Genomic DNA, 24,163 nt, shown 5'->3' on the forward strand with positions numbered 1-24,163 from the left:
CGGCCTTCAAGCGCCGAAGCTAGTCGTTCCACAATAGCGGCTTATGCCAAAGAGTTTCAAACAAATCAGCGGCTGAGCTAAACTAGGTCAAGTTGTCGACGGTTCTGATCCCATCAAGGCGAACGATATACCGCTTCTCAGGTGCGCGCGAATTCTAGCAGCGGCGCGATATCATGGTTGTCTGCTGCGCGAAGGGCCACGACGTAGCGAGTGCGCAGTTCACCGACATCGGCCAGAGTTCCGCCGCCCCAACTGAAACGCTCGCCGCCAAGGCGTTCGATCAGAAGATCGGCTGCCAATCGAGCGTGACGGCCGTTTCCGTTTGGAAACGGGTGGATCGCGACCAGGCGATGGTGAAACCTGATCGCAATTTCATCCGACGGAAATGCCTCATGCTCAACCCAATAGCCGACGTCGCTTAACAGGCTCGCGAGCTCCACTCCGATGCAGTAGGCTTGGACGCCGATGTTGCGCTCCGTCGTTCGGAAGGTGCCGGCCCATTCCCAGACGTCGCCGAACATCCGCTTGTGCAGTGTTCGCATGAAGTCCTCGCTGAGCATTCGCTCAAGCGACACGCGCCGGCGCGCCCAGGCCGCACCCTCGACGATGTTTTCTTGCTCCGCCTCGTTGAGATCACGGCGGTGCGTGATCCATGTCTGAAGCAGTCCCTCTCGCTCATGCGGCTCAAGGGGTGTGGCGTCCTCGGGCTCCTGAAATAGGTCCGTCATGTCTCGTTCCAGAGGTCGCGCTCGGAGAGCTTGTCGCGAATGTATGCCTGGACGCGGGATTCGAAGTCTGCTTCATCTGTGTCCTGAGCTTCGAGCCGCATTGTATGCGCGACACGCTGAAGCTCACGCGTTGCGATCTTCCTTGCGCGCCCCTCGATGACAGTCTCAAGTGAACTGTTTGGAACGAGGGCGTAGACGAGAGTGCAATCCAGCGCCTCAGCTGCGCGACGTAAGGTATTGAGTTGGATCGTGCCTGCGGCTTCCGACTTCTCGATGGCTTCAACAGTTTGAGGTCGCACGCCAATGCGTGTGCCGAGCTGCGCGCCCGTCATGCCGAGCGCATCGCGTAGTGCACGCACCCATCCTTTCGGCGGCGCCTTGAAGCGATCAATCGGTTGGAGCGCTCGAAGTCGTTCATCGAGTCGCAGGCGCCCCCTCTTTCGACTGTCGCTCTTCATCCATTGTCCTCAGACTGTAAGTTGATCACGAGACATGATAAATCAGTATACAGGCTGAATGTCAATGCGCATGACTCAGTCTGTAATATGATTATATGGCTCAACATATCAGGCTGCAATCTGTGACTCACGAATATAAAATCAGGCTGGAGTCTGGTTCATATCGTTTTGCTCGAATGACTCCAAGCAGTTTGTTCCCATTGTGTTCTGTGCTATAACAGTCCAGGGTTTGATCGCTTTCGAGAAAGATGGTCGACGCCTACTCAAATCTATCCCCTGGGGCTTCCCGCGTCACACCAGGGAGATGCGCCTGCACGGGGCACCTCCCGGCCGGATTGGGCTGGTCGCAGACCTCACAAACCCGATGTGGGGACATCTGGTCGTAGACCCGCGCTACCGCTGTTTGATCCCGATCACGCATTTTGCAAATCCTGAAGGTGTCCCTGGGCTTAAGACCCGGGCTTGGTTCTCGGTCAACGACGAACCCGTTGTCGCTTGGGCGGGATTCTGCCGCAACAACGCCACGGTACCCTAGTCACCTGGAACCAAAGTAAGCTTCATTTTGTTCGGCTTCTGTCACAAGAGCAGGGGTTTGATCGATGGTTGGCAGGCAGGCGGACCTCGTCGTTCTGAGCGACGCGGACAGAAATTTCCTCGAATCTCAGGTGCGCCGGCATAAAGCGGCACGCTCGTTGTCGGATCGATGCCGGATGGTCTTGCTGTGCGCGCAGGGTTTGCAAAGCAAGGACGTTGCCGAACGCCTGGGTGTTCACGAGCACACGGTTGGCAAGTGGCGCCGCAGGTTCGTACAGGATGGTATTGAAGGGCTGACAGATGAATATCGTGCCGGTCGACCGCGAACTGTCTCCGATGCCCAGGTTGCTCAGGTCGTCGAGCGTACGTTGAACGTCACTCCCAAGGATGCCACGCACTGGTCCATCCGTTCGATGGCAGCCGACAGCGGCCTTTCGCATACCACCATCCGTCGGATCTGGACCGCATTTGGCCTGCAGCCGCATCGTGCCGAGACATTCAAGCTTTCCTCAGATCCGCTCTTCGTCGATAAGGTGCAGGACATCGTCGGCCTTTATATGTCGCCACCGGACCGGGCGATCGTGCTATGCGTGGATGAGAAATCGCAAATCCAGGCATTGGATCGCGAGCAGCCGGTTCTGCCTATGGCACCGGGCGTCGCCGAACGGCGCACCCATACCTATGTCCGCAACGGCACGACTTCTCTGTTCGCCGCGCTCGACATTGCCACTGGTGCGGTGATCGGTCATTGCTACAAGCGTCACCGGGCCACTGAATTCCTCGACTTCCTGAAGCGGATCGACGCCGAAATGCCCAGTGGGCCGGACGTGCATCTGGTGATGGACAACTATGCGACCCACAAGACGCCGAGAATCAAGGCCTGGCTCGCGCGCCGCCCACACTGGCATGTTCACTTCACGCCAACGTCGGCATCCTGGATCAATCAGGTCGAGCGGTGGTTTGCAGAGCTAACGCGAAAGCAGTTGCAGCGCGGCGTACACCGTTCCACCGCAGAACTGGAAGCCGACATCGACGCCTTCATCGAAACCCACAACGAGAACCCCACCCCGTACAAGTGGGTCAAATCCGCCGACCAAATCCTCGCGTCGGTCAAGCGCTTCTGCCAGAAGACAATGAACTGAACTTCAGATTCAGGTGACTAGGACCGGTCGACATTCAGGATTGAACGAAGCCGCTATCGCGGCATTTGGAGCGCGGGATTTGCATGATTGCTGCTGTTTTGAAGGATTGGGTTGTTTGCCCAACTTTCAGAACAGGAGATGACGATGACAGAGATAAGCCCGCTGCGCCGGCGCATGATCGATGACATGACGATCCGCAATCTTTCGCCAGCGACGCAACGATCGTATTTGCATGCGGTGACGAAGTTCTCGCGCTATTTCGGGCGATCGCCAGACCGTCTTGGACTGGAAGACGTGCGCGGGTTTCAGGTGCATCTGGTCTCATCGGGCCTATCATGGCCGGCCTTGAACCAGACAGTTTGTGCCCTGCGGTTCTTCTTTGGCGTCACGCTTGGTCATGGCGAGATACCGGAGCGCATTGCCTATGCCCGGACACCCGCCAAGCTTCCGACGATCCTAAACGGCGACGAGATCGTGCGGTTTCTGGAAGCGGTTCCGAGCCTGAGGACCCGCACCGCACTGACGACAGCTTATGCAGCGGGGCTGCGCGCCTCGGAAGCTGTCCATCTCAAGGTCCGCGACGTTGATGGCGAACGCGGCATCATCCGCGTCGAGCATGGCAAGGGCGGAAAGGATCGCAACGTCATGCTGTCCGGGCAGTTGCTCGCGATCCTGCGGGTCTATTGGCGGCTGGCGAGACCCGAGGTCTGGCTGTTCCCGGGCCGGGACGAGACCAAGCCCATCGACGTCCAGGTTCTGTATTCTGCCTGCCGTTCGGCGTGCGCCGCGGCCGGCATCGACAAAAGGGTGACGGTACATACGCTGCGTCACAGCTTTGCCACCCATCTTCTGGAAAGCGGAACCGACATCCGCATCATCCAGGTTTTGCTCGGCCACAACAATCTGTCCACCACGGCACGCTACACGAAGGTTTCCAATACCCTGATCCGCAGCACGACCAGCCCGCTCGACCGGCTGACGTTAGAGGTGGTGCCGCCAGGCTGAGCATAGTTTCGCCATGGCGGCGGGACTGGAGGTGGCGGACATTTTTCGCCGCCACGGGGAAAGATATCGTCAAGCCCACGACACCCATCTCGGGCGTGTCGAACGCCGGGTCATGAGTGCGGTCGAGATGTGCCGGACCGCTCGCCTGGGCGGGCATGTCCAGCAATGTCAGGACTGCGCGGCGTTCCGCATCGCCTATAATTCCTGTCTTATGTGCAGATCCAGTAATGGGGAGTTGGCGGCGACCTGGTGGCCCTTTCACACATTTCGCCGCCCGCTTAGCTCACCATTACGAAGTGCTCTTTAGTAATGCAATCAGCCTGTCGGTCGGTTGGAACGTTCCGCGCCGCAGATGCGGTGGCACGATCGCTTCCATGGCTTCGAGCTTTTTGGTCGGATCACCTCGCGTATAGACCTCGGTGGTCGTCAGCGTGGCATGGCCCAACCATAGCGATACTTTCCGGATGTCTTGCGTCGCCTGCAGGATGATCATCGCGCAGGTGTGCCTAAGCACATGAGGCGAGACGCGCTTTTTGGCGAGACCTTGCTGTTGGAGAGCTGCCACCGCGGCGTGCTGTTTGAGCAGATAGGCAAAGCCCCATCGGCTCAGAGGTTCACCACGGGCGTTGATGAACACTTCGGGTGTCGCGATCTTTCCGCGAATGGCGAGCCAGGCGCGCAGTGCCGTGGCTGCCGGCTTCCACAGCGGCAGCACTCGTTCCCGCCGGCCCTTACCGATAACGCGCATGCTCATAGACGACATTTCGATATCGTCGATCTTCAGGCCTGTCAGTTCCGAGACGCGCAAGCCAGCACACACGGCCACATGCAGCATGGCTCGGTCGCGGATGCCGTCACGCGTTGTCGGGTCCGGAGCATCGAGCAACGCTTGCAGCTCTTCGCGCAGCAGATAGGGAACGAGACGCGTGTCCGTCTTCTTGAACGGAATAGCCAGCACGCGGCGGACTTGATCGAGGGCTGCCGGTTGCCGGTATTCGAGGAAGTGGAAGAACGACTTGATGGCTGCCAGACGAACGTTTCGCGTCACGGCGCCATTCTTGCGCTTATCCTCGAGATGCTCGAGGAAGGCGCTGACTAAACCGGAGTCGATCTGCTCCAACATCAGCTTCGATGGTGTACTCTTGAGCCTTGCAGCGGCAAACTCGAACAGGAGTTGGAAGCCCTGGGCATAGGAATCGCACGTGTGTCGGCTTGCGCCCCGTTGATGGACGAGTGTTTCGCGCAGGAACGCTTCGATGAGGGGAGCGATCGGTGTCATGCTTGCGCTCCCTCTGACATGAACGCTTCTCCCGCCACGGCGATGTCGCGCACAAGATCAGCGGTTGCTTCCAGGTACCAGTAGGTGGAGTAGATGTTGACGTGCCCCATGTACGTCGCGAGCGCGACCACATGCGCACCGCATCCGTTTCGGCCCATCGGACTGCCTTGCAGCGCCCGCACCGCGAATGTGTGCCGCAGATCATGCAGCCGAGGGCGCCGCGCCGGCGTTAGCCAGATGCCAGCTTTGCCGACCAGCCTGTCGAAGGTCTCTTTGACTGCGATATAGCGCAGCGGCCGGCCATGCGTGTCGGCGAACACGGGATCATCGCCCGAGCCAGGCCCGCGCCGGTTCAGGTAGCATTGCAAGCCTGCCGCCGTTGTATCGTGCAACGGCACGAGACGGGTCTTGCGGAACTTGGTCTCGCGGATCAGCAGACCGTCGCTCGTTATGTCAGCGAACGTGAGCTTGAGGGCTTCGGAGATGCGCAGCCCCGTGGCCGCCAGTAGGGCGATCAAGGTCGCATACGTCAGCGAGCGCAGGCCTCCTTGAGGTCGAAGCCGGCCGGCCGCTTTGATCAGGCGACCAATCTCCGTGAAGGAATGAAAGCATTACGGCGGATGCTCGCTGGAGAAAAAGTCGAGCATTCCCACACTGCTATGTCGAAACGCGAGTGGGACGAGTTCATGTCCATCTTGGCGAAAAGGTAAGTCTTCCATCCATGGCATCCGGCGTGGAAATTCGTGATCGCCTTGCCCAAAGCGCAATGTACGACAAGGTTGAGGCCGCACTCAGTCTCGTCAATGAGCGCTCGAGCGGCTTGACTGTGCCTAACAAATGGGCATTCGAAGCGAGAGCCGGTGGCTCGGTTAGTGGCGCGCAGTTGGCCATAACCTGGTCTCGTCGAAATGAGCCTGACGCAACGCTGCATCTGAATAGCGACGTCGAACCGGAGCACGCTGCCGAGACGCTACTCGCAAGAACTTACGGATTGATCGCGGCGTCCTTCGCCGATCGTATCATTGGCCGTGACGGCAGTCGTGACGTGACCGCTGGTATGCTCCGTTTGGTGAGCAAGCGCCTGAACGAGCTTTATACCGGGACATTCGACGAAATAATTCACGGCCAGTCGCTGCCGTTGGTCTCGATTGATCATCTTGAGCGTGACGGGCCGAACCCGTTCCTCTACCATCCGAGAACCGGCGAGGTTCTGCCTGATTTCACTGGGCTCGTCAGGCAGGCCCTGCTCAGACTTATAAAGCGAAACAGGCTTCGTATTGAAGACGTCGATGCTGGGCTACTCGCAAGTCTTTTTCGAGAATTGTTCTCCAATACGCATCTCCACGCTCGAACGGACCTTGAAGGTGCGCTTTATCCGCGGTCTGCGCGAGGAATTGTGTTCGCTCTTCGGCCGGTCGACATACCGCATGATGCATTTTCGGCCGGCCTCACCGCACTCCGAGAGTATATCGAAAGCATGGAGCGACATGCATCACGTCCACGGGTTGAATTCCTGGAGGTGTCGGTCTTCGACAGCGGCCCGGGCCTCGCAGCGCGGTCATTTGGTGCCCTGATCCCAGCTGAAATGCCGATCCGAGAAGAGTACGACCTAGTTCACAAATGCTTTTTGAAGAGCATCACCACGGTTCCCAATCCGGCGCACGGATGGGGACTGCCTCGGGTGATGCATGCCCTCAAATCGTCCGGTGGCCTTATGCGGCTCAGAACTGGTCGGCTGTCGTTATGCAAATGGTTTCACCCTGGATTGGAAGAACCCCGGGTGACAGACGATGACCTACAGTTCATTGACATCGGTGGCGGGCCACCAGGACAACATGCGCGCGTCGAAGGCGCCGTCTTCACAATTCTCATTCCGATCGGGCTCGGCAACTGATGAGCGCCTTCTACCATTTTCATTGGTCACGCAAAGAGCACGCGGATTGCCTGGTGCTGGTCACGACGCTTGCGGAGTTTGAACAGCAGGACCTGATCGACATCGTCGATCAGGACATCCTGAGCGGCAACCCATATCCTGAAGCACTGATTATCATCGCGCCAGCCGATGCTGCACCAGGGCGATGTCACGTTGTCGGCAACTTAACGGGTGGCGGATAATACGGTTGAGATGACCTCATCGACCATCAGCTACAAGAACCACCGCTTTCCACCGCAGATCATCGCCCGTGCGGTGTGGCTGTATTTCCGGTTCCCGTTGAGCCTGCGGCTGGTCGAGGAAATGTTGCTGGAGCGCGGTATCGTCGTCTCTTACGAAACGATACGGCGATGGGGCCGCAAATTCGGGGCAGCCTACGTCAAGCAGCTGCCTAGAAAGAAGCCGTCGCGGAAAGATATCTGGCATCTGGACGAGGTCGTGATTTCCATAGGCGGCCGAAAACATTGGCTGTGGCGTGCTGTCGACCAAGACGGCTACGTTCTCGACGAGATCGTCCAGACCCGCCGCGATACCAAGGCTGCCAAGCGATTGCTGGTCAGGCTGCTGAAGAAGCAAGGTCTGTCGCCGAAGCGCATCGTCACCGACAAACTGCGCTCATACGGCGCGGCAAAACGGGATGTAATGCCCGGCGTCGAACATCGATCGCACAAGGGCCTTAACAATCGCGCAGAGAATTCTCACGTGCCGCTTCGAAAACGAGAGCGGATGATGCAGGGCTTTCGATCCGTCGGAGGTTTGCAACGTTTCATCTCGGTCTTTTCAGCAGTCCGAAATCTTTTCGTCGCGCCGCACCAGAGACACTCAGCCCTAGCCACCCATATTCATCGGATCCGCGCCATGGCGCAGTGGAAAGCCGTGACCGCTGCAATTGCCTGAGTTTACCGACAAGCGACTTTTCGGCCGTTGATCAAACAACGTGTCATCGCCCTTCATCGAGATGCCTTGGTCGCCGAGCTTGCCGGCCGATCGCTTCCGGATATTATTGGCGAAATGCCTGCCGAACTTCTCCGCCCTGCCGCACGGTCTGGTGAGAGACGATGACTCCACGAGCTGCCAGCATATCCTCGACCATCCGCAGGCTGAGCGGAAACCGGAAATAGAGCCAAACCGCGTGGGCAATCACCTGCGACGGAAATCGGTGGCGACGATAAAGAGGATCACGGGAAAATCTGGGCATGCGGCCAGATCCCACATTTTGATCGATGCCCGGTTAACGTTACGGGGCCCTCCAGACTCCGTAACCATCCAATTCCTCCAGCACATAGCCGATCCGGGCTGCTGAAACTGAAGCAAACAATCGTTTTCGCGGCTGAACCGCACTGCCATCCGACAAAAGCCGAATTGGCTAAAGCTTTACGTGCATAAGCTACCTATCATATTCCCTGGCGAGCAGAAATGGACGGACCGATAATTTTCAGGATGCGGCGATAACGACAATTGCGTCCTGTTCATATATTTAAATGAGCAGTGGTTAATTCCGAAGGAAATTCAGAAATACGCACCTGCCGGTGCAATGTAGTTTCGAGGCGCCGGCAACGTAAAACGACACTTATTCAAAACAAAACATGCAAACATAGGAGGATAGGTCGTGATCTATCGGAGGAACATTCGTGCGTGCTTTGCGCAAGCGTTGGCTTGCAACAGGAATCATTCTGCGTGCACCCGCTCAGGCGCCGGGAAGAATTCCACCACCTATTGTGCAGATTCATGCGAGACGCTCCTGATGCCGGACATCGGCAAATAATGGCGCGCGAGGGGTTGCGCGCAGCCGAGGCCCTCTGTGTCGAGGCGTAATGGCTCGAGGCTTGCATGCAACCCCTACCATATCCACCCATTGTCGAAATTGATGACGCTGCCTTTCATATGGCAGAGCGGAGGCTAAGATGACCACGGCATGTGATGAGAAATATATCGAATTGAAGCCGATTTCGAGCTGCAGACGAGAAGTCGAAGTCGCGATGGTGGAAATGCTCGTCAGTTTGCAGAAACGTGGATGGTCGGCTGCGGAATTGGCACTGGCGCTCGCAGATGCCTCCGAAGATCTCGTCATGCTGATTGCGACCAAAACGCTTCGACCGAATTAGGTCGTGGTGAGCCAGTGCGACAGCCGCCACTTTGCCTGGTTTTCGCTCCAGCAATTCCGTCGCCCATTGTGTCGAGGCGGTGATGTCAGATTAACTTTCCTTGAAGGCGTTCGCTATTAGCTCGGCGCCATGAACCTGAATCCTGTCAGCTACAAACGGCATCGCTTTCCGCCCTCTTTGATCGCCCATGCGGTCTGGCTCTACACCCGATTTCCGCTGAGCCGTATGCGCCGCCTACATCCCATTGATTCCGTGTGTTTCTGAGCATTGAGGTATCTGCCACAAGGTTTTCGGCAAGAGCTGGAGATTTGGCATGGCAGATGGTGAGGGATTTATTGGGCGCTGTGAAATTGTCGAGCCTCGTCGTGGAAACCGGCGATGGCCCAATGCTGTGAAGGCGCGGATTGTTGCGGAGAGCCTTCAGCCTGGAGTTAGGGTCGCTGACGTTGCGCGTCGTCATGATCTCGTTGCGCATCAGCTTTCTTGCTGGCGACGACAAGCACGTCAGGGTCTTCTGGCGCTGCCTGCCGAACTGATGCCAGCCATTGAGGACGGGTCTATCGAACCTGCCTTTGTGCCGCTGGCGATCGCAACGGAACCGAAGGAGGCTGCCGATGCATCGCCGGTTCCGGAGCTGGTCGAGATCACTTCAGGGATTATGACAGTAGAAATAGGCGCAGACCTCGTGGTGAGGGTTCCCGGCGATGTGCCGGTTGATCGGGTTGCGGCCTTGGTGCGGGCGATGCGAGGGACAGCATGATCGTCGCGGGCCAACGCTTACCGATCCTGATCGCGACGCGGCCGGTGGACTTCCGCTGTGGCCATCAGGCGCTGGCATTGATGGTGCAGACCGAGTTGAAGCTTGATCCGCATTCCGGGGTCACCGTGGTCTTCCGGTCGAAGCGCGGGGATCGTTTGAAAATCCTGGTATGGGATGGCACCGGAATGGTGCTGACCTACAAAATCCTGGAACAGGGAAGCTTTGCATGGCCGAAGGTGCAAGATGGAACGATGCGGCTGTCACGGGCTCAATACGAAGCGTTGTTCGAAGGGCTCGATTGGCGGCGGGTGATGGCGCAGCGGGTGACACCGCCAACTGCGGCAGGATGACTCACCGGCTCGATTTTGGCATTGTTTTATTGGGCTTTTCTGCTTGATTTGCTATAAAGCTGCATGTCGCAGCCCATCGATCTCAGCCAGTTCCCGGACCTTCCCGTCGAGGTGTTGAACGCCTTTGCGGCGGTGCAGTTCGAGCTGTCGGTGGAGCGTGCAGCACGTCAGCATGAGCAGGCGGCGGTGGCCGAAAAGGACGCCTTCATCACCGAGCTAAAGGAACTGATCGAGAAGCTTGAGGGCCAGGTTCAGGACTACCGGCGTACGAAGTTCGGGCCGAAATCGGAAAAGCTGGATCCGACGCAGATGGAACTGGCGCTGGAGGACCTGGAGACGGCGATTGCCGAAACACAGGCCCAGATCGCCTTCGTTGAGGAAAAGATCGCGGCGAGCGGACCCGATGTCGGCAAGGACGCCCCTCGCAAACAGCGCAAGACGCGCGCGCTGCCTGAGCACCTGCCGCGGGTCGAGCGGGTGATCGAGCCCGACAGCATTGCTTGCCCCTGTGGCTGCGGCAACATGGTGCGGATCGGCGAAGATCGGACGGAACGGCTCGATCAAATTCCGGCTTGCTATCAGGTGATAGTCACGATCCGCCCGAAATACGCTTGTCCCAAGGGCCGCACGGGCGTGGTACAGGCCAGAGCGCCGGCGCATTTGCTGGAAGGTAGCTGGCCGACCGAAGCCCTGTTGGCGCAGATCGCCGTGTCCAAGCATTCCGAACATATGCCGCTCAACCGTCAGGCGACAGTCATGGCCCGACACGGAGTGCCGATCGACCGTACGGTCCTGGCCGATTGGATGGGCCGAACGGGTGCTGCGATCGCGCCGGTGGTAGACCGCATGGCCATGATCCTGAATCAGGGCAGTTCAAGACTTTATGTCGATGAGACTACGGCCCCGGTGTTGGATCCGGGCCGCGGCACGACGAAAACTGGCTATCTCTGGGCTGTTTTGCGCGATGATCGCGGTTGGAACGGCTCTGCGCCGACGGGCGTGGTCTTCCACTACCGGCCTGGGCGTAAAGGCGAATATGCCGCAGAAATCCTCGACGGCTTCAACGGCACGATCCAGGTCGATGCCTATGGTGGCTACTCGCACCTCGCCACGCTGGACCGCACGGGCGGTGATCCGCTAAAGCTGGCCTTCTGCTGGGCGCATGGCCGCAGAAAACTGATCAAGGCCAAGCCGAAGAAAGGTTCGCCCATCGTCGATGAGGCGTTGTTACGTATCGCCGCTCTTTACAAGATTGAAGACGGCATCCGAGGCCGTGATCCCGAATATCGCCGGGCTGTCCGCCAACACCTGTCCCGCCCATTGGTGGATGAGTTCTTCACCTGGCTGTCCGCTCAAGCCGCGCGCGTCTCGCGCAAGTCCGACCTCGGTCAGGCTATGGCCTATATGCTCAAACGCCAGGATGGCTTCCGGCTCTTCCTCGATGACGGCTGCGTCGACATCGATTCAAACCTGGTCGAAAACGCGATCCGCAGCCCGGCCATGAACCGCCGCAACGCGCTGTTTGCCGGGCATGACGAGGGTGGCCGAAATTGGGCCCGCTTTGCCAGCCTGATCGGAAGCTGCAAAATGAATGGTGTCGAACCCTACGCCTACCTGCGAGATCTCTTCATCAGCCTCGCCAACGGTCATCTCGCCAAAGATATCGACGCACTCATGCCGTGGGCCTATGCGCACTGCCGGACCAGCGCCTCACAGTGAGCTCGTCCGGGACTCTTCGATGAGCTCACAGAAAATCCGCAAGCGATAGACCTGACCGCTACAACCGCAAAATCAATGGGGTGGAGACGCCGCATACGCTGAGCCTGCGACTGGTCGAAGAAATGCTGCTGGAGCGCGGCATCGTGGTTTCCTATGAGACGATCCGGTGTTGGGCGAGGAAGTTCGGCCCGGATTATGCGTGCCGCTTGCGGCGGAAGGCGCCAAGCCCAGATGATGTGTGGCATCTGGACGAGGTGGTCGTGACGATCGGCGGACGCAAACACTGGCTCTGGCGCGCCGTCGATCAGGATGGCTACGTTCTCGACGAGATCGTCCAGACCCGCCGCAACACCAAGGCTGCCAAGCGTCTGCTAACGCGGTTGATGAAGAAGCAGGGATGTCTGCCGAAGCGGATCGTCACCGACAAGCTTCGCTCTTATGGCGCAGCACGGCGGCATGTGATGCCCACCGTCGAGCATCGATCACACAAGGGGCTGAACAACCGCGCCGAAAACTCGCATCTTCCTCTGCGGAAACGGGAGCGGATCATGCAGCGATTTCGCTCGCCGGGTTCGCTGCAACGTTTCGTCAGTGTGTTCTCCGCGATCCGAAATCTCTTCGTCCCCGCACGCTCCAACCACTCTGCCACCGCTGTTCATCTGCATCGCCTCACGGCGATGGCACATTGGAAGGCGGTCACCGCGACAGCGGCCTGATCCAACCAGCATGCCGAAAGCTTACTTGATCGAGTTAACCTGACATCACCGACCGCATATCTCACGTAGAAAAATACCGCGTATAAAATCACGTCTTTCGGGTAATGACTGCCTTTGAAATCGACCATGATCGGGAAACTCAATCTGCCTGCTTGCGTATTTCGGAAGAACGGGACAGTCGTTTCACTAAATCGCGGACAATGGTTTCACTAATTCCGGGACAGCATGGTGTGGTCGATTTTCGCCTGCCTGGTTGAAGTCATGAGCGATTGATTTCGCCGTTTTCAGCGCCGGTCAAGTGGGATGGTGTTTTTTGCCGTCGCATGCTGTCGCCTTCAAGGGCAATGCGGTGCGCATTGTGGATGATCCGATCGAGGATTGCGTCTGCGATGGTCGGTTCTCCGATCATGTCATGCCACTGGGCGACAGGAAGCTGCGCGGTGATGAGCGTTGATTTCCGGCGATAGCGTTCCTCGAAGATTTCCAGCAGGTCGAGGCGTTGTTGATCTGTGAGCGTGTGCGTTCCCCAGTCGTCGAGGATCAGCAACTGGACGCGGGCGAGTTTGTCGACCAGGCGTGGAAAGCGGCCGTCAAGCCTGGCAAGGCCCAGATCTTCGAACAGACGCGGCATACGCAGGTAGAGGATGGAATGATCGAGCCGGGCAGCCTGACGGCCGAAGGCGCAGGCGAGCCAGGTTTTTCCCGTGCCGGTCTGGCCGGTGATGATCATATTCTCATGTGCCTTCAACCACGCCCCTTGCGCAAGCGACAGAGTGTTGCGGCGGTCGAGACCACGATGAGCGGCAAAGTCGATGTTCTCGATGCAGGCGTCGGGAAAGCGGAGCTTTGAAGCTGCAAGCCGGTTGGTCAGGCGCTTGTCGGATCGCAGAGCCGTTTCCCGATCGAGCATCAGGCCGAGCCACTCGTCGCGGCTGAGATCGCTGCTGTTGTTCTGAGCGGCAAGTTCGCGATAGGCCGTTGCCATTCCGGCAAGGCCAAGGGCCTGCATCTGATCGAGGGTTGGATGTGTCAGCATGGGTCTTTCCTTTCCTTCACTGGTAATAGGAGCCGCCGCGGATGTTGGTGTGCGGCGGGGTGGGTTTTGCCGGGTCTGTCTGGGGTTTGGTTCGATCGAGACCGGATTTGAGAATGGCGGCGACAGAGGAATAGGTGATGGAGTTGATGACCAGCGCCCGCTCGCACGCCGCTTCCAGGCGATCCGTCTCGTAACGGCGGGCAAGGGACAGAATGCCGAAGGCCGAGCGATATCCTTGTTCGGGATGAGGACGATCGCGCATCATCCGCTCGACCAGAATGGCGGTGTTCACCCCGATCCTTGCCGCCTGGTTCAAAAGCGATGCCGGCGTCGTGTTGGCATAACGCTGGTGGGATTTGGGCATATGCTCGTTGACCGTCACATGCCCGGATCGCTGAGAACGCCTGATATGGCTGGCAATCCGCTTGTGATCGAGAAATACCTCGACCACCCGGTGGGTCAGACGCACATCAACCTGTCGGCCGATCAAGCGGTGCGGCACAGAGTAGAACGTCTTGTCGACCTCGACATGGTAATCGGGATGGACCTTCGCCGATTTCCATTCCGCATAGTCGAACGGCGTTGCTGGCAGCGGCGCAAGCGCCTTTCTCTCTACCTCCTCGAACAGGTCTCGGCGCGACTTTCCGATGTGGCGCATCGGGCGGTTGTTCAAGTCGTCAAGCAGAACCGAGATCGCGGCATTCAGATCAGCCAGACTGAAGAAGCGTCGGTTTCTGAGGCGAGCCAATATCCAGCGCTCGACGATCAGCACTGCACCTTCGACCTTGGCTTTGTCACGCGGCTTGCGGCTTCTGGTCGGCAGGATGGTCGTATCGTAATGTTCGGCCATAGCAGCGAAGGTGGCGTTGAGCGTCGGCTCGAACCACAGCGCCTTGGCGACGCCTGCCTTCAGGTTGTCGCACACGATCGCCTTCGTGACGCCGCCGAAGAAGCTCAGCGCGCGTTCCTGGCCCTCGATCCAGTCCGGCAGTTTCTGGCTGAAGCTGGCACAGGCGAATGTCAACGACGAGGCGGGAAGCATCGCCACAAAGATTTGTGCCGAATGGATGACGCCGGTCGAAGGGTCGATGATGGGGATGGTGTGGCCGGCATAATCCGTCTGCATCACCGCGCCCGCCTCATGACGGTTGCGGAACGTCGCGTGAGCGCGGCGTTCGAAGACGGCAAAACGGTCGCAAAACCATGTGTAGCCGTAGCCGTCGGGATGGCTCGCCCTGTATTCCTGCCAGAGCAGCGTCAGCGTTACACCCTTGCGCTTCAGCTCGGCGGAAACGGACCGCCAATCCGGCTCGACCAAGTCCTGTGGCGGCCGGCCAACGCGCCGGAAAAGATGTCGCTCCAGCGCGGCATCATCGTCCAGGCCCGCAGGCAACGGCCAGACCGAAAGTCCGGTCTCCCTCGCTCGCAACAGATACGTCGCCACAGAGGTTTTGCTGATCTTCAGGCGTTCCGAAACGGCGCGAACCGAAAGGCCCTGCTCGTGCGTCAGTCGCAGTATCGATCGAATGTCTTTCACTGTCGTTCGTCTCGCTTGCTTCCGTCTTGGCATGGCCCCTCTCAACCGATGATGAGGAGGCAATCTGCCAGAACGGCGCTTGCGAAAATCGACCTTAAATCCACGTCCGAGACTGTCCCGGAATTAGCGGAATCGCTGTCCCGTATTTACTGAAATCGCTGTCCGCGAATTACCGGAATTGCTGTCCCGAAATTAGTGAAACACGCAGCCTGCTCATCTTCAACCCGGATCTACGCCTACCATACTGGTTGCAAACCCGGTGAAAAGTTTTGCGACAGAACCTCGCGACGTTGCAGCTTTCTCAGTTGCCGCAAACTTCGCGGCAATGTTTGCTTCTACGAGGGCTGTTCTTGGTCGTCATGCCGCTTGCGGAGATTTCATTCATGGCGGCGACACCGGCACGACGAACAGCTTTCCGATGACGACCGACCGTCAGACGAAGAGCTTCGCCTGAATTCGCGAGAAGATGCCATCGACTCCGAGATCTGAGTGGCATCAGGTGCGCCTAGAGTCCACACCACCTAAGTGTTTAGTCCCGGCATTTGATGGTGCATTATTTTCCTTAGAATGGAGGGAGGCACTATGGGCCAGGTTCTACACGGGAGCGCCACAACGACAGAGGCAATCCGTCGAGCAATACAAAATAGTGAAGAGAGCCTGAGAGCGCTTTCAAAGCGGTATGGGGTCAATCAGAAGACAATAGCCAAATGGAAGAGACGGACATCATTGGCCGATCTTCCGACAGGCCCGAAGGACCCGCATTCGACAATCCTCTCCCTTGAAGAAGAAGCCGTCATCGTCGCCTTTCGCAGGCATACATTGCTGCCTCTTGATGACTGCCTCTATGCCCTTCAACCGACGATCCCGCATCTGACACGTTCGTCCCTGCACAGGTGTCTGCAGCGCCACGGCATTTCACGCCTGCCGGAAGTGAAAGGCGACAAAGAACCGAAGAAAAAGTTCAAAAGCTACCCGATCGGCTACTTCCACGTCGATATTGCCGAGGTGCAGACGGCTGAGGGCAAGCTCTATCTCTTCGTGGCGATTGATCGCACGTCCAAGTTCGCCTTCGCTGAGCTCTATGCCAAAGCTGGCAAGATGAATGCCGCCCAGTTCCTGCGCAACCTGATCGCGGCGGTGCCCTACACCATCCATACTATCCTGACCGATAATGGCATCCAGTTCACCAACCGGGCCTGTGACCAAAATGCCTTCCAGCACATCTTCGACCGAGTCTGTGAGGAATACGAGATCGAGCATCGCCTGACAAAGGTTAAGCACCCATGGACCAATGGGCAGGTCGAGCGGATGAACCGGACGATCAAGGAAGCGACTGTCAAGCGCTTCCACTACGACGATCACGCACAACTGAAAAAGCATCTCGCCGACTTCATCGACGCCTACAATTTTGGGCGCAGGCTCAAGACACTAAAGGGCCTCACCCCCTACGAGTTCATCTGCAAAAGGTGGACTTCCGAGCCAGATCGATTCATCATCGATCCTATCCATCAAATGCCGGGACTAAACACCTAAGGCTCGTGATATGGAGCGTGCCAGAACTACGCGGTTTTGTGGAACGCTCATCAATGTTTCGTGCCTACCTGGGATCGGCACAGCATGAATGGCCGCCGCACCTAGAACCCGGTCCCAACCGCGCATGGGTGAGCTTGCCTCTGGACCTATTGAGGCTTCATCAGGTGGTACCCGACGACTGATGAGAGGCTCAGTGGCATAAAACTGATGTACCTCAATTGGCAGCGACGGAACCCGATACGACTGTAGCGCCGCATGAAATTGCGCGCTTTTTTCATACATCAGAACAACGTTTTGGAGATCACGATCCAGAGGTATCGCCCCGATTTGCTGTGCCTTTTCAAGCAGCTGTGCGATCGAACTTTGTCTAGTAAAGCGTTCCAACACTTCGAAGCTCTCATCATCCAAGGATTCAAAAGAATCCAGTACGACTTCTCGTATCATTTGGGTGGGCGATATGCTTGATGGATTTGCAGGTAGCGTAACATCGATGAGAGCGATGAACGACACAGCGTCATCGAGACTCAGCAATCGCTGTGCGATTGCGTAAGCCAATATTCCGCCTGATGAGTATCCAGCCAATCGATATGGACCCCGGGGCTGAATCTCTCTAATCGCCACGATGATCTCCGCGGCTATCGCCTCAAGGGTTGGTGGACGAACTTCATCGAAAGACGGCCATGGCAAAGCATAGACGGGACAGTCTACGTCCATTTCCTTTACCAAACTGGGGACATAGGAACAATCGCCCAAACCTGTGGGAACAAAGAACAGCGGCGGCTGCGAGCCGGTTGCTTGAACGGATATCACTCCCGGATTGCTGAGCTGTGGTCCCAAGTGAATCTTCGTTGCAAAGTCCGTCAGAACAGGGGCTTGGAAGAGGTCGGCGGTGCTGAACTTCAGCCCAAGATCTGATGCTCGGCTCGAGAGCTGCACCGCCAGGAGCGAGTGGCCGCCGAGCTCGAAGAAGTTGTCGTTGCGTCCGACCCGCTCGACACCGAGGAGCTCTTGCCAGATCTCGGCCAGCAGCGTCTCGACCGCGCCCTGCGGCGCTTCATAGGCCGCCCGCGCATAGGCATCGTCGTCGGGGGCCGGCAGCGCCTGGCGGTCGAGCTTGCCGTTCGCCGTCAAGGGCAGCGCCTCGAGCCGCACGAAGGCGCTCGGCACCATGTAGTCGGGCAGCAGGCTACCCAGATGGGCGCGCAAGGAGGCAGCAAGCTGCGCGCCATCGGCCTCGTCCGATCCGTGCGCCGGCTTCGCCACCACATAGGCGACGAGCCGCTGGTCGCCGGCGCGGTCCTGGCGCGCCACCACCACCGCATCGCCGACAAGCTCGTGCTCGCAAAGCCGTGCGGCGATCTCGCCCGGCTCGATGCGGAAGCCGCGGATCTTCACCTGATCGTCGTTGCGGCCCAAAAACTCCAGATTGCCGTCCGGCAGATAACGCCCAAGGTCGCCGCTCCGGTACAGACGGTCGCCCTCCACAAACGGACTGGCGATGAACCGCTCCGCCGTCAGCTCGGGACGGTTGAGGTAGCCACGCGCCACCCCCGCCCCGCCGATGTAAAGCTCACCCACCGCCCCAAACGGCACCGGCGCACCATGACCGTCCAGAAGGTAGATCCGCGTGTTGGCGATCGGACGGCCGATCGGGACGACTGACCCATCAAAATCATCGGGACAACTCCAAACCGTCGCGCAGACTGTTGCTTCGGTCGGGCCATAAGCGTTGACGATAGATGCCGGGGCCAGACTTCGGACGAGTTCTGCTTTCGGCAGTTCGCCAGCAAGAATGAGAACTTGCGATGCCAAACATCCCGGATCCTTGCTTGCCTGAAGCAAGGCTGGAGGTAACGTCGCATGGGTTATGGCTTCGCTTCGCAGGTAATCCGATAGCTTGTTACTCGCCTGGCGGAGCTCGTCCGCAGGCAAGTGCAATGCGGCGCCTGAGCCAAAAGCCATGACAAGCTCCGAAGCACTTGCATCAAAACCGAAGGAGGCGAACTGCACGACACGGCTATTTGAACAGACGCCAAAAAGCCCGATCTGAGCCAACCCCAGATTGACCAGGCTGTGATGCTCGACCATGACGCCCTTTGGGGTTCCGGTGGAGCCTGAGGTGTAGATGACATAGGCGAGATGGCGCGGGCCCAGGCCAAGGGCATGCGGGTCCGGGTTCGAGGCCGGCAGTTCGGCCCAGGCCGGGGTGGCCGTCTCCAGATCGACCACCGTCAGATCGACAAGCGCCTCGGGGCCGAGTGCGGCGCGTCCGGCGGCATCGCAAAGCAGCAGCCGCGGTGCGGCATCCTCGACAATCTGCCGCAGCCGCGCCGACGGATAGGCCGGATCCAGCGGCAGATAGGCGCCGCCCGCCTTGAGGATCGCCAAAAGACCCACCACCATCGCCGGGCTGCGTTCCAGGCAGATCGCCACCGGCTGATCCGGCCTGACCCCAAGGGCGATCAGATGATGGGCCAGCCGGTTGGCCCGCGCGTTGAGCTCGCCATAGCTTAGGCGCTCCTCCTCATGGACCACCGCCACCGCCTCCGGCGCCTTTTGCACCTGTGCCTCGAACAGTTCATGGATGCACCGCTCCGACGGATAATCCGCCGCCGTCCGGTTCAGATCCTCCAGCAGATAGGTGCGCTCGGCGGCCGGCAGGATGTCGAGGTCGCGCACCGGCCTATTGGGGGCATGCTCCAGCGCCTCGGCCAGTTGCTCGAGCACCTGCTGCATGTAGCCGCAGACCCGATCCGCAGAGATCGGCTCCACCACCTGCGCCGTCAGGGCGAGCGCCTCGCCAGAATCCTCCACCGACAGGGTCAGTGGATAGTTGGTGCGCTCCTCGCTGCCCAGCCATTCCAGGCCGGACAGGACATCATCCGCTTCGCAGGCGACCGCCGGCGTGTTGTGACGGTAGTTCAACAGCGCGCTGAACAGCGGCGCCGGCGCCGCCACCCCGCTGCAGCGTTGCGCCAGCGCCAGCGAGGCATGCTCGTGCGCCAGCAGCTCGGAAAGCCGCGCATGCGTGGTCCGCACGCTCGCCTCGACCCCGGTCCCGTCGAGGTCAAGCCGCACAGGCAGGGTGTTGATGAACAGGCCCAGCGCCCGGTCGGCGCCGGCACCGGCATGCATGCGGCCGAACAGCACCGTGCCGAACACCACCTGCTCGCGCCCGCTGCTCAGCGCCACCACCTGCCCCCAGGCCAGATGGCAAAGGCTCGCCAGGCTCACCCCCAGCCGCCGCGCCTGTTGCCGCAGCCGATCGTTGAGCGCCTGCGGCAGCATCCGCCGTGCCTCGCGGGATCCGCTGCCGTCGCCGTAGACCTCGCTCAGCCCGAACGGCATGGTCGGCTCGTCGATGTCGGCCAATTGTTCCTGGAAGAACGCTTCATGCGCCTTGGCATCAACCCCCAGCCGCGCCTGCGCCACCAGGTTGCGGAACGGCTGCGGCGCTGCCAGCTCATGGGCGCGCCCGTCAAGCACGGCCCGCACCTCGGCATCCATCACTTCCAGCGTCGTGTGATCGCCGATCAGATGGTGCAGCAGCTGCAGCTGCAGCCAGCGCCCGCTGCCGGGCTCGCGCGCGATCACGAACCGCATCAGCGGCGCCCGGCCAAGGTCGATGCGGTACTGGCGTGGATCGAACCGCCGCCTGAGCTCATCGGCGCCGGAACCATCACAGCCCTCCAGCTCGACCTCGCGCACATCCAAGGCCGCCTTGCGCCAGACAACCTGCGCCGGGCTCGACAGCCCCTCCCAGACAAAGGCCGTGCGCAGGATGTCGTGCCGATCCACCACCTGCTGAACCGCGCCAAGATAGCGCTCCAACAGGCCACGGTCGGCAAAGGCCATCTGCGAGACCAGCAGATAGGGATCGCCCCGGCTGGCCAGCAGATGATGGAACAGGATGCCGTCCTGCAGCGGCGACAGGCCATAAATGTCCTGGATGTTGCCGACGCCGCCGGGAACCGTGGCGACGATCCGGTCGATCTCCGGCTGGGCCAGCTCGATGAGCGGCAGCATCTGCGGCGTAATCGCCGTGCTGTGCTCGGTGATCAGGTTGGCCGGCACCGCCACCTCGTGATGGCTGCCAAGGCTTGCGGCCAGATCGGCCAGCACCGGCCTGGCAAACAGGGTGCGCACCTCCACCCCCAGCGACAGCAGCCGCAGCCGCTCCATCAGCTGCACCGCCAGGAGCGAGTGGCCGCCGAGCTCGAAGAAGTTGTCGTTGCGTCCGACCCGCTCGACACCGAGGAGCTCTTGCCAGATCCCGGCCAGCGCCGTCTCGACCTCGCCCTGCGGCGCTTCATAGGCCGCCCGCGCATAGGCATCGTCGTCGGGGGCCGGCAGCGCCTGGCGGTCGAGCTTGCCGTTCGCCGTCAAGGGCAGCGCCTCGAGCCGCACGAAGGCAGCCGGCACCATGTAGTCGGGCAGCCGCCCGCCCAGATGGGCGCGCAAGGCGCCGGCCAGCCCGCTTCCATCCTCGTCGTCCGATCCTGCCTCGGGTCCACACACGACATAGGCGACAAGGTGCTGGTCGCCGGCGCGGTCGGCGCGCGCCACCACCACCGCATCGCCGACAAGCTCGTGCTCGCAAAGCCGTGCGGCGATCTCGCCCGGCTCGATGCGGAAGCCGCGGATCTTCACCTGATCGTCGTTGCGGCCCAAAAACTCCAGATTGCCGTCCGGCAGATAACGCCCAAGGTCGCCGCTCCGGTACAGACGGTCGCCCTCCACAAACGGGCTGGCGATGAACCGCGCCGCCGTCAGCTCGGGACGGTTGAGGTAGCCACGCGCAACCCCCGCTCCGCCGATGTAAAGCTCACCCACCGCCCCGAACGGCACCGGCTGACCATGAGCGTCCAGAAGGTAGATCCGCGTGTTGGCGATCGGACGGCCGATCGTCTCAACGACAGCCTCTCCCCTTGGCATGCAAATCCAGGTCGAGTACGTCGTCGTCTCGGAAGGAGCGTACAGATTACAGATCTTCTCTGCGCCACTGCTCTCGAAGACCCTCTCGATCAGATCTGCCTTCAGCCGCTCACCCGCCAAATTGATGACGCGTGTCGAAGCTGGCACGGCTTGCTTGTCGACCAGAGCGGCGATCGCCGAGGGGACCGTGTTGATCAAGGAGACATCCAAGGGCGTCTGCGCCAACGCCAGCGCGTCCTCGACAAGATAAAGAGTGCCTCCTTGCGACAGCGCAACGAAGCACTCATAGACGGACAGATCAAAACTGATCGAGGTAGAAAACAGCGTGCGGCTGATCTCTGATTCCGCAAATACGCCGCTGCTCCAATGCAGCAGGTTCACGGTGCTGTGATGCTCGACCATGACGCCCTTTGGGGTTCCGGTGGAGCCTGAGGTGTAGATGACATAGGCGAGATGGCGCGGGCTCAGGCCAAGGGCGCGCGGGTCCGGGTTCGAGGCCGGCAGTTCGGCCCAGGCCGGGGTGGCCGTCTCCAGATCGACCACCGTCAGATCGACAAGCGCCTCGGGGCCGAGTGCGGCGCGTCCGGCGGCATCGCAAAGCAGCAGCCGCGGTGCGGCATCCTCGACAATCTGCCGCAGCCGCGCCGACGGATAGGCCGGATCCAGCGGCAGATAGGCGCCGCCCGCCTTGAGGATCGCCAAAAGACCCACCACCATCGCCGGGCTGCGTTCCAGGCAGATCGCCACCGGCTGATCCGGCCTGACCCCAAGGGCGATCAGATGATGGGCCAGCCGGTTGGCCCGCGCGTTGAGCTCGCCATAGCTTAGGCGCTCCTCCTCATGGACCACCGCCACCGCCTCCGGCGCCTTTTGCACCTGTGCCTCGAACAGTTCATGGATGCACCGCTCCGACGGATAGGCCGCCGCCGTCCGGTTCAGATCCTCCAGCAGATAGGTGCGCTCATCTGATGACGGCAGCTCGATGCGGCCGACCGGCTGACCCGCATCGGCAACCATCGCCCGCAGCAACGCCAGCAGATAACCACGCTGCCGCTCGATCGTCGCCTGATCGAACAGCGCCGTGGCATAACCAAACGTTCCGGCTATGACCTCATCACACTCGCCAAGGCTCAGCTCCAGATCGAACTTGACCTGATCGAGCCCCTCCCCGGCCGCCGCCACGCTCAGCCCGGCAAGGTCGAACGACCCGACAGGGTTGTTCTGCCAGGCCAACATCACCTGGAACAGCGGCGTGTGATCGAGATGCCGGGGCGGCTTGACGATCTCCACCACCTGCTCGAACGGCAGGTCCTGATGCTCCTGCGCAGCCAGGGCCGTGCGCCGCGTCCGTTCCAGAAGCTGCGACACGCTCGGCTCGCCCGACAGGTCGACCCGAAGCGCCAGGGTGTTGACGAAGAAGCCGATCAACTCTTCGATCTCGCGCCGGCCTCGATTGGCGCTCGGCACGCCGATCACAAGGTCGTCCTGCCCCGACAGACGCGACAGCACCGCCGCCCAGGCCGCCAGCACCGTCATGAACAAGGTCGTGCCATGCTGCCGGCTCAGCCGCTTCAGCCCCCGCGTCAGATCCGCATCGATGACAACAGGCACACTGGCCCCGGCAAACGACTGCTGGGCCGGCCGCGCACGGTCCGTCGGCAAGGCAAGTCGGGCCGGAGCGCCGGACAGGGTGTCGCGCCAATACTGCGCCTGGCTCTGCAGCCGTTCCCCCGACAACCATTGGCGTTGCCAGGCGGCATAATCCGGATACTGGATCGCCAGCGGCGGCAAAGGATCGTCCCGTCCAGCCTCGAACGCCTGGTAAAGCTGACTGAGTTCACGTAGCAGCACGCCCAGCGACCAGCCGTCCGAGACGATATGATGCTGCGTCAGCAGGAAGACGTGTTCCGCATCCGACATCCGGATCAGACGCCCGCGGATCAGCGGCCCCCGCGCAAGATCGAATGGCGTGCGCGCCTCTTCGTGGCACAGATCCAGAAGCGCTGCCTCTGCATCCGGCCGGGCCCGCAGATCGTGCTCCAGCACCGGCAGCCCCGCATCCGGCGGCAGAACCTCAACCCGGGGCTTGCCCTCTGGTGCGACAAAGACACTGCGCAGCGCCTCGTGACGGGCAAAAAAACGGTCAAGGCTGCGCTGCCAGGCGGTGCGGTCGAGCCCACCACGCAGCCGCAAGGTCAGCGGAATGTGATAGTTGGTGCTGCCCTCGTCCAGCTGCGCCAAAAACCACAGCCGCTGCTGCGCAAACGACAGCACAAGCGGCTCATGACGCGACACGGCCGCAATCGCCGGCAGCTCTTGCGGACCGGCGCGGCTCAACGCCTCGACGATGCTTGCCGCCAGATCCGCCAGCACCGGCGTGGCGAACAGCCTCG

The 24,163-nt window shown here is 60.2% G+C and carries 16 protein-coding genes and 7 pseudogenes; 14 read left to right on the forward strand and 9 right to left on the reverse strand.

The genetic code is table 11. The features are described 5' to 3' along the window. Nucleotides 1–137: 137 nt before the first annotated feature. Entirely contained in the window at nucleotides 138–728 is a 591-nt protein-coding gene (locus tag BA011_RS39520; protein WP_065284790.1) for a mobile mystery protein B, read from the reverse strand. Next, the gene (locus BA011_RS39525) at nucleotides 725–1,186 is read right to left on the reverse strand and encodes a mobile mystery protein A (RefSeq protein ID WP_065284791.1); all 462 of its coding nucleotides are present in this window, start codon (nucleotides 1,184–1,186) and stop codon (nucleotides 725–727) included. The genes BA011_RS39520 and BA011_RS39525 overlap by 4 nt, the downstream gene beginning before the upstream one ends. 226 nt (nucleotides 1,187–1,412) lie before the next feature. On the opposite strand from BA011_RS39525, the pseudogene BA011_RS46775 reads away from it, so the two are divergent. The 4 genes and pseudogenes from BA011_RS46775 to BA011_RS43965 all read left to right on the forward strand — a co-directional run. Next, nucleotides 1,413–1,703, forward strand: a pseudogene (locus tag BA011_RS46775) (DUF159 family protein); the annotation flags it as partial. 82 nt (nucleotides 1,704–1,785) lie between these two features. Further along, nucleotides 1,786–2,862: an IS630 family transposase gene (locus tag BA011_RS39530; protein WP_065284792.1), complete on the forward strand. Its 1,077-nt coding sequence runs from the start codon at nucleotides 1,786–1,788 to the stop codon at nucleotides 2,860–2,862. Nucleotides 2,863–3,006: 144 nt separating this feature from the next. Further along, nucleotides 3,007–3,867 carry a tyrosine-type recombinase/integrase gene (locus BA011_RS39535; RefSeq protein ID WP_065284793.1) on the forward strand — a complete coding sequence of 287 codons (861 nt, stop codon included), beginning with the start codon at nucleotides 3,007–3,009 and terminating at the stop codon, nucleotides 3,865–3,867. A gap of 13 nt (nucleotides 3,868–3,880) precedes the next feature. Then, nucleotides 3,881–4,117 (forward strand): annotated as a pseudogene (locus BA011_RS43965) (transposase zinc-binding domain-containing protein); the annotation flags it as partial. A 39-nt stretch (nucleotides 4,118–4,156) separates the two neighbouring features. Here BA011_RS43965 and BA011_RS39540 read toward each other — a convergent pair. Beyond that, nucleotides 4,157–5,146: a tyrosine-type recombinase/integrase gene (locus BA011_RS39540; RefSeq protein ID WP_065284794.1), complete on the reverse strand. Its 990-nt coding sequence runs from the start codon at nucleotides 5,144–5,146 to the stop codon at nucleotides 4,157–4,159. Continuing rightward, the gene (locus tag BA011_RS39545; RefSeq protein WP_081374279.1) at nucleotides 5,143–5,736 is read right to left on the reverse strand and encodes a tyrosine-type recombinase/integrase; all 594 of its coding nucleotides are present in this window, start codon (nucleotides 5,734–5,736) and stop codon (nucleotides 5,143–5,145) included. Before BA011_RS39545 ends, BA011_RS39540 begins: the two co-directional genes overlap by 4 nt. A 131-nt stretch (nucleotides 5,737–5,867) precedes the next feature. Between BA011_RS39545 and BA011_RS39550 the strand changes: the two genes are divergently transcribed. From BA011_RS39550 to BA011_RS39560, 3 genes and pseudogenes are all read left to right on the forward strand, one after another. Beyond that, on the forward strand, nucleotides 5,868–7,040 hold the full coding sequence (locus BA011_RS39550; protein WP_065284795.1) for a hypothetical protein: 1,173 nt from the start codon (nucleotides 5,868–5,870) through the stop codon (nucleotides 7,038–7,040). Beyond that, complete coding sequence (locus BA011_RS39555; protein ID WP_065284796.1) at nucleotides 7,040–7,261, forward strand: hypothetical protein; 222 nt, start codon at nucleotides 7,040–7,042, stop codon at nucleotides 7,259–7,261. Before BA011_RS39550 ends, BA011_RS39555 begins: the two co-directional genes overlap by 1 nt. Continuing rightward, nucleotides 7,225–7,976 (forward strand): annotated as a pseudogene (locus BA011_RS39560) (IS6 family transposase). The gene BA011_RS39555 and the pseudogene BA011_RS39560 overlap by 37 nt, the downstream one beginning before the upstream one ends. Before the next feature lie 87 nt (nucleotides 7,977–8,063). Here the strand turns inward: BA011_RS39560 and BA011_RS43975 are convergent. After that, nucleotides 8,064–8,277: pseudogene (locus tag BA011_RS43975) on the reverse strand (IS6 family transposase); the annotation flags it as partial. Nucleotides 8,278–8,983: 706 nt separating this feature from the next. Here BA011_RS43975 and BA011_RS39565 point away from each other — a divergent pair. The 6 genes and pseudogenes from BA011_RS39565 to BA011_RS39585 all read left to right on the forward strand — a co-directional run. After that, on the forward strand, nucleotides 8,984–9,184 hold the full coding sequence (locus BA011_RS39565) for a hypothetical protein (RefSeq protein WP_065284798.1): 201 nt from the start codon (nucleotides 8,984–8,986) through the stop codon (nucleotides 9,182–9,184). A 129-nt stretch (nucleotides 9,185–9,313) separates the two neighbouring features. After that, nucleotides 9,314–9,406, forward strand: a pseudogene (locus tag BA011_RS43980) (IS6 family transposase); the annotation flags it as partial. Between the two features lie 91 nt (nucleotides 9,407–9,497). Continuing rightward, the gene (gene tnpA / locus BA011_RS39570) at nucleotides 9,498–9,944 is read left to right on the forward strand and encodes an IS66-like element accessory protein TnpA (protein WP_065280340.1); all 447 of its coding nucleotides are present in this window, start codon (nucleotides 9,498–9,500) and stop codon (nucleotides 9,942–9,944) included. Next, nucleotides 9,941–10,294, forward strand: coding sequence for an IS66 family insertion sequence element accessory protein TnpB (gene tnpB, locus BA011_RS39575; protein WP_065280339.1), 354 nt, complete (start codon nucleotides 9,941–9,943; stop codon nucleotides 10,292–10,294). The genes tnpA and tnpB overlap by 4 nt, the downstream gene beginning before the upstream one ends. A 63-nt stretch (nucleotides 10,295–10,357) precedes the next feature. Then, nucleotides 10,358–12,013: an IS66 family transposase gene (tnpC, locus tag BA011_RS39580; RefSeq protein WP_065280338.1), complete on the forward strand. Its 1,656-nt coding sequence runs from the start codon at nucleotides 10,358–10,360 to the stop codon at nucleotides 12,011–12,013. Nucleotides 12,014–12,111: 98 nt separating this feature from the next. Then, nucleotides 12,112–12,729: pseudogene (locus BA011_RS39585) on the forward strand (IS6 family transposase); the annotation flags it as partial. A 50-nt stretch (nucleotides 12,730–12,779) separates the two neighbouring features. Here BA011_RS39585 and BA011_RS43990 read toward each other — a convergent pair. From BA011_RS43990 to istA, 3 genes and pseudogenes are all read right to left on the reverse strand, one after another. Beyond that, nucleotides 12,780–12,857: pseudogene (locus BA011_RS43990) on the reverse strand (IS6 family transposase); the annotation flags it as partial. Nucleotides 12,858–12,988: 131 nt separating this feature from the next. Next, nucleotides 12,989–13,765, reverse strand: a complete 777-nt coding sequence (gene istB, locus BA011_RS39590; protein ID WP_065279981.1) for an IS21-like element helper ATPase IstB — start codon at nucleotides 13,763–13,765, stop codon at nucleotides 12,989–12,991. Between the two features lie 16 nt (nucleotides 13,766–13,781). Further along, entirely contained in the window at nucleotides 13,782–15,335 is a 1,554-nt protein-coding gene (gene istA, locus BA011_RS39595; protein WP_065279982.1) for an IS21 family transposase, read from the reverse strand. 549 nt (nucleotides 15,336–15,884) lie between these two features. On the opposite strand from istA, the gene BA011_RS39605 reads away from it, so the two are divergent. Next, nucleotides 15,885–16,835, forward strand: coding sequence for an IS481 family transposase (locus BA011_RS39605; RefSeq protein WP_072638367.1), 951 nt, complete (start codon nucleotides 15,885–15,887; stop codon nucleotides 16,833–16,835). Here BA011_RS39605 and BA011_RS46780 read toward each other — a convergent pair. Next, complete coding sequence (locus BA011_RS46780) at nucleotides 16,824–24,143, reverse strand: amino acid adenylation domain-containing protein (protein ID WP_420493462.1); 7,320 nt, start codon at nucleotides 24,141–24,143, stop codon at nucleotides 16,824–16,826. The two genes, BA011_RS39605 and BA011_RS46780, sit on opposite strands and share 12 nt — an antisense overlap. Nucleotides 24,144–24,163: the final 20 nt, after the last annotated feature.

The organism is Rhizobium leguminosarum (assembly GCF_001679785.1).
Classification (GTDB): Bacteria; Pseudomonadota; Alphaproteobacteria; order Rhizobiales; family Rhizobiaceae; genus Rhizobium; species Rhizobium leguminosarum_R.

What these genes read in the sequence shown, in the direction of transcription:
- BA011_RS39520 (WP_065284790.1), bottom strand. Translation starts at nt 728, where the DNA reads ATGACGGACCTATTTCAGGAGCCCGAGGACGCCACACCCCTTGAGCCG.
- BA011_RS39525 (WP_065284791.1), bottom strand. Translation starts at nt 1,186, where the DNA reads ATGAAGAGCGACAGTCGAAAGAGGGGGCGCCTGCGACTCGATGAACGA.
- BA011_RS39530 (WP_065284792.1), top strand. Translation starts at nt 1,786, where the DNA reads ATGGTTGGCAGGCAGGCGGACCTCGTCGTTCTGAGCGACGCGGACAGA.
- BA011_RS39535 (WP_065284793.1), top strand. Translation starts at nt 3,007, where the DNA reads ATGACAGAGATAAGCCCGCTGCGCCGGCGCATGATCGATGACATGACG.
- BA011_RS39540 (WP_065284794.1), bottom strand. Translation starts at nt 5,146, where the DNA reads ATGACACCGATCGCTCCCCTCATCGAAGCGTTCCTGCGCGAAACACTC.
- BA011_RS39550 (WP_065284795.1), top strand. Translation starts at nt 5,868, where the DNA reads ATGGCATCCGGCGTGGAAATTCGTGATCGCCTTGCCCAAAGCGCAATG.
- BA011_RS39555 (WP_065284796.1), top strand. Translation starts at nt 7,040, where the DNA reads ATGAGCGCCTTCTACCATTTTCATTGGTCACGCAAAGAGCACGCGGAT.
- BA011_RS39565 (WP_065284798.1), top strand. Translation starts at nt 8,984, where the DNA reads ATGACCACGGCATGTGATGAGAAATATATCGAATTGAAGCCGATTTCG.
- tnpA (WP_065280340.1), top strand. Translation starts at nt 9,498, where the DNA reads ATGGCAGATGGTGAGGGATTTATTGGGCGCTGTGAAATTGTCGAGCCT.
- tnpB (WP_065280339.1), top strand. Translation starts at nt 9,941, where the DNA reads ATGATCGTCGCGGGCCAACGCTTACCGATCCTGATCGCGACGCGGCCG.
- tnpC (WP_065280338.1), top strand. Translation starts at nt 10,358, where the DNA reads ATGTCGCAGCCCATCGATCTCAGCCAGTTCCCGGACCTTCCCGTCGAG.
- istB (WP_065279981.1), bottom strand. Translation starts at nt 13,765, where the DNA reads ATGCTGACACATCCAACCCTCGATCAGATGCAGGCCCTTGGCCTTGCC.
- istA (WP_065279982.1), bottom strand. Translation starts at nt 15,335, where the DNA reads ATGCCAAGACGGAAGCAAGCGAGACGAACGACAGTGAAAGACATTCGA.
- BA011_RS39605 (WP_072638367.1), top strand. Translation starts at nt 15,885, where the DNA reads ATGGGCCAGGTTCTACACGGGAGCGCCACAACGACAGAGGCAATCCGT.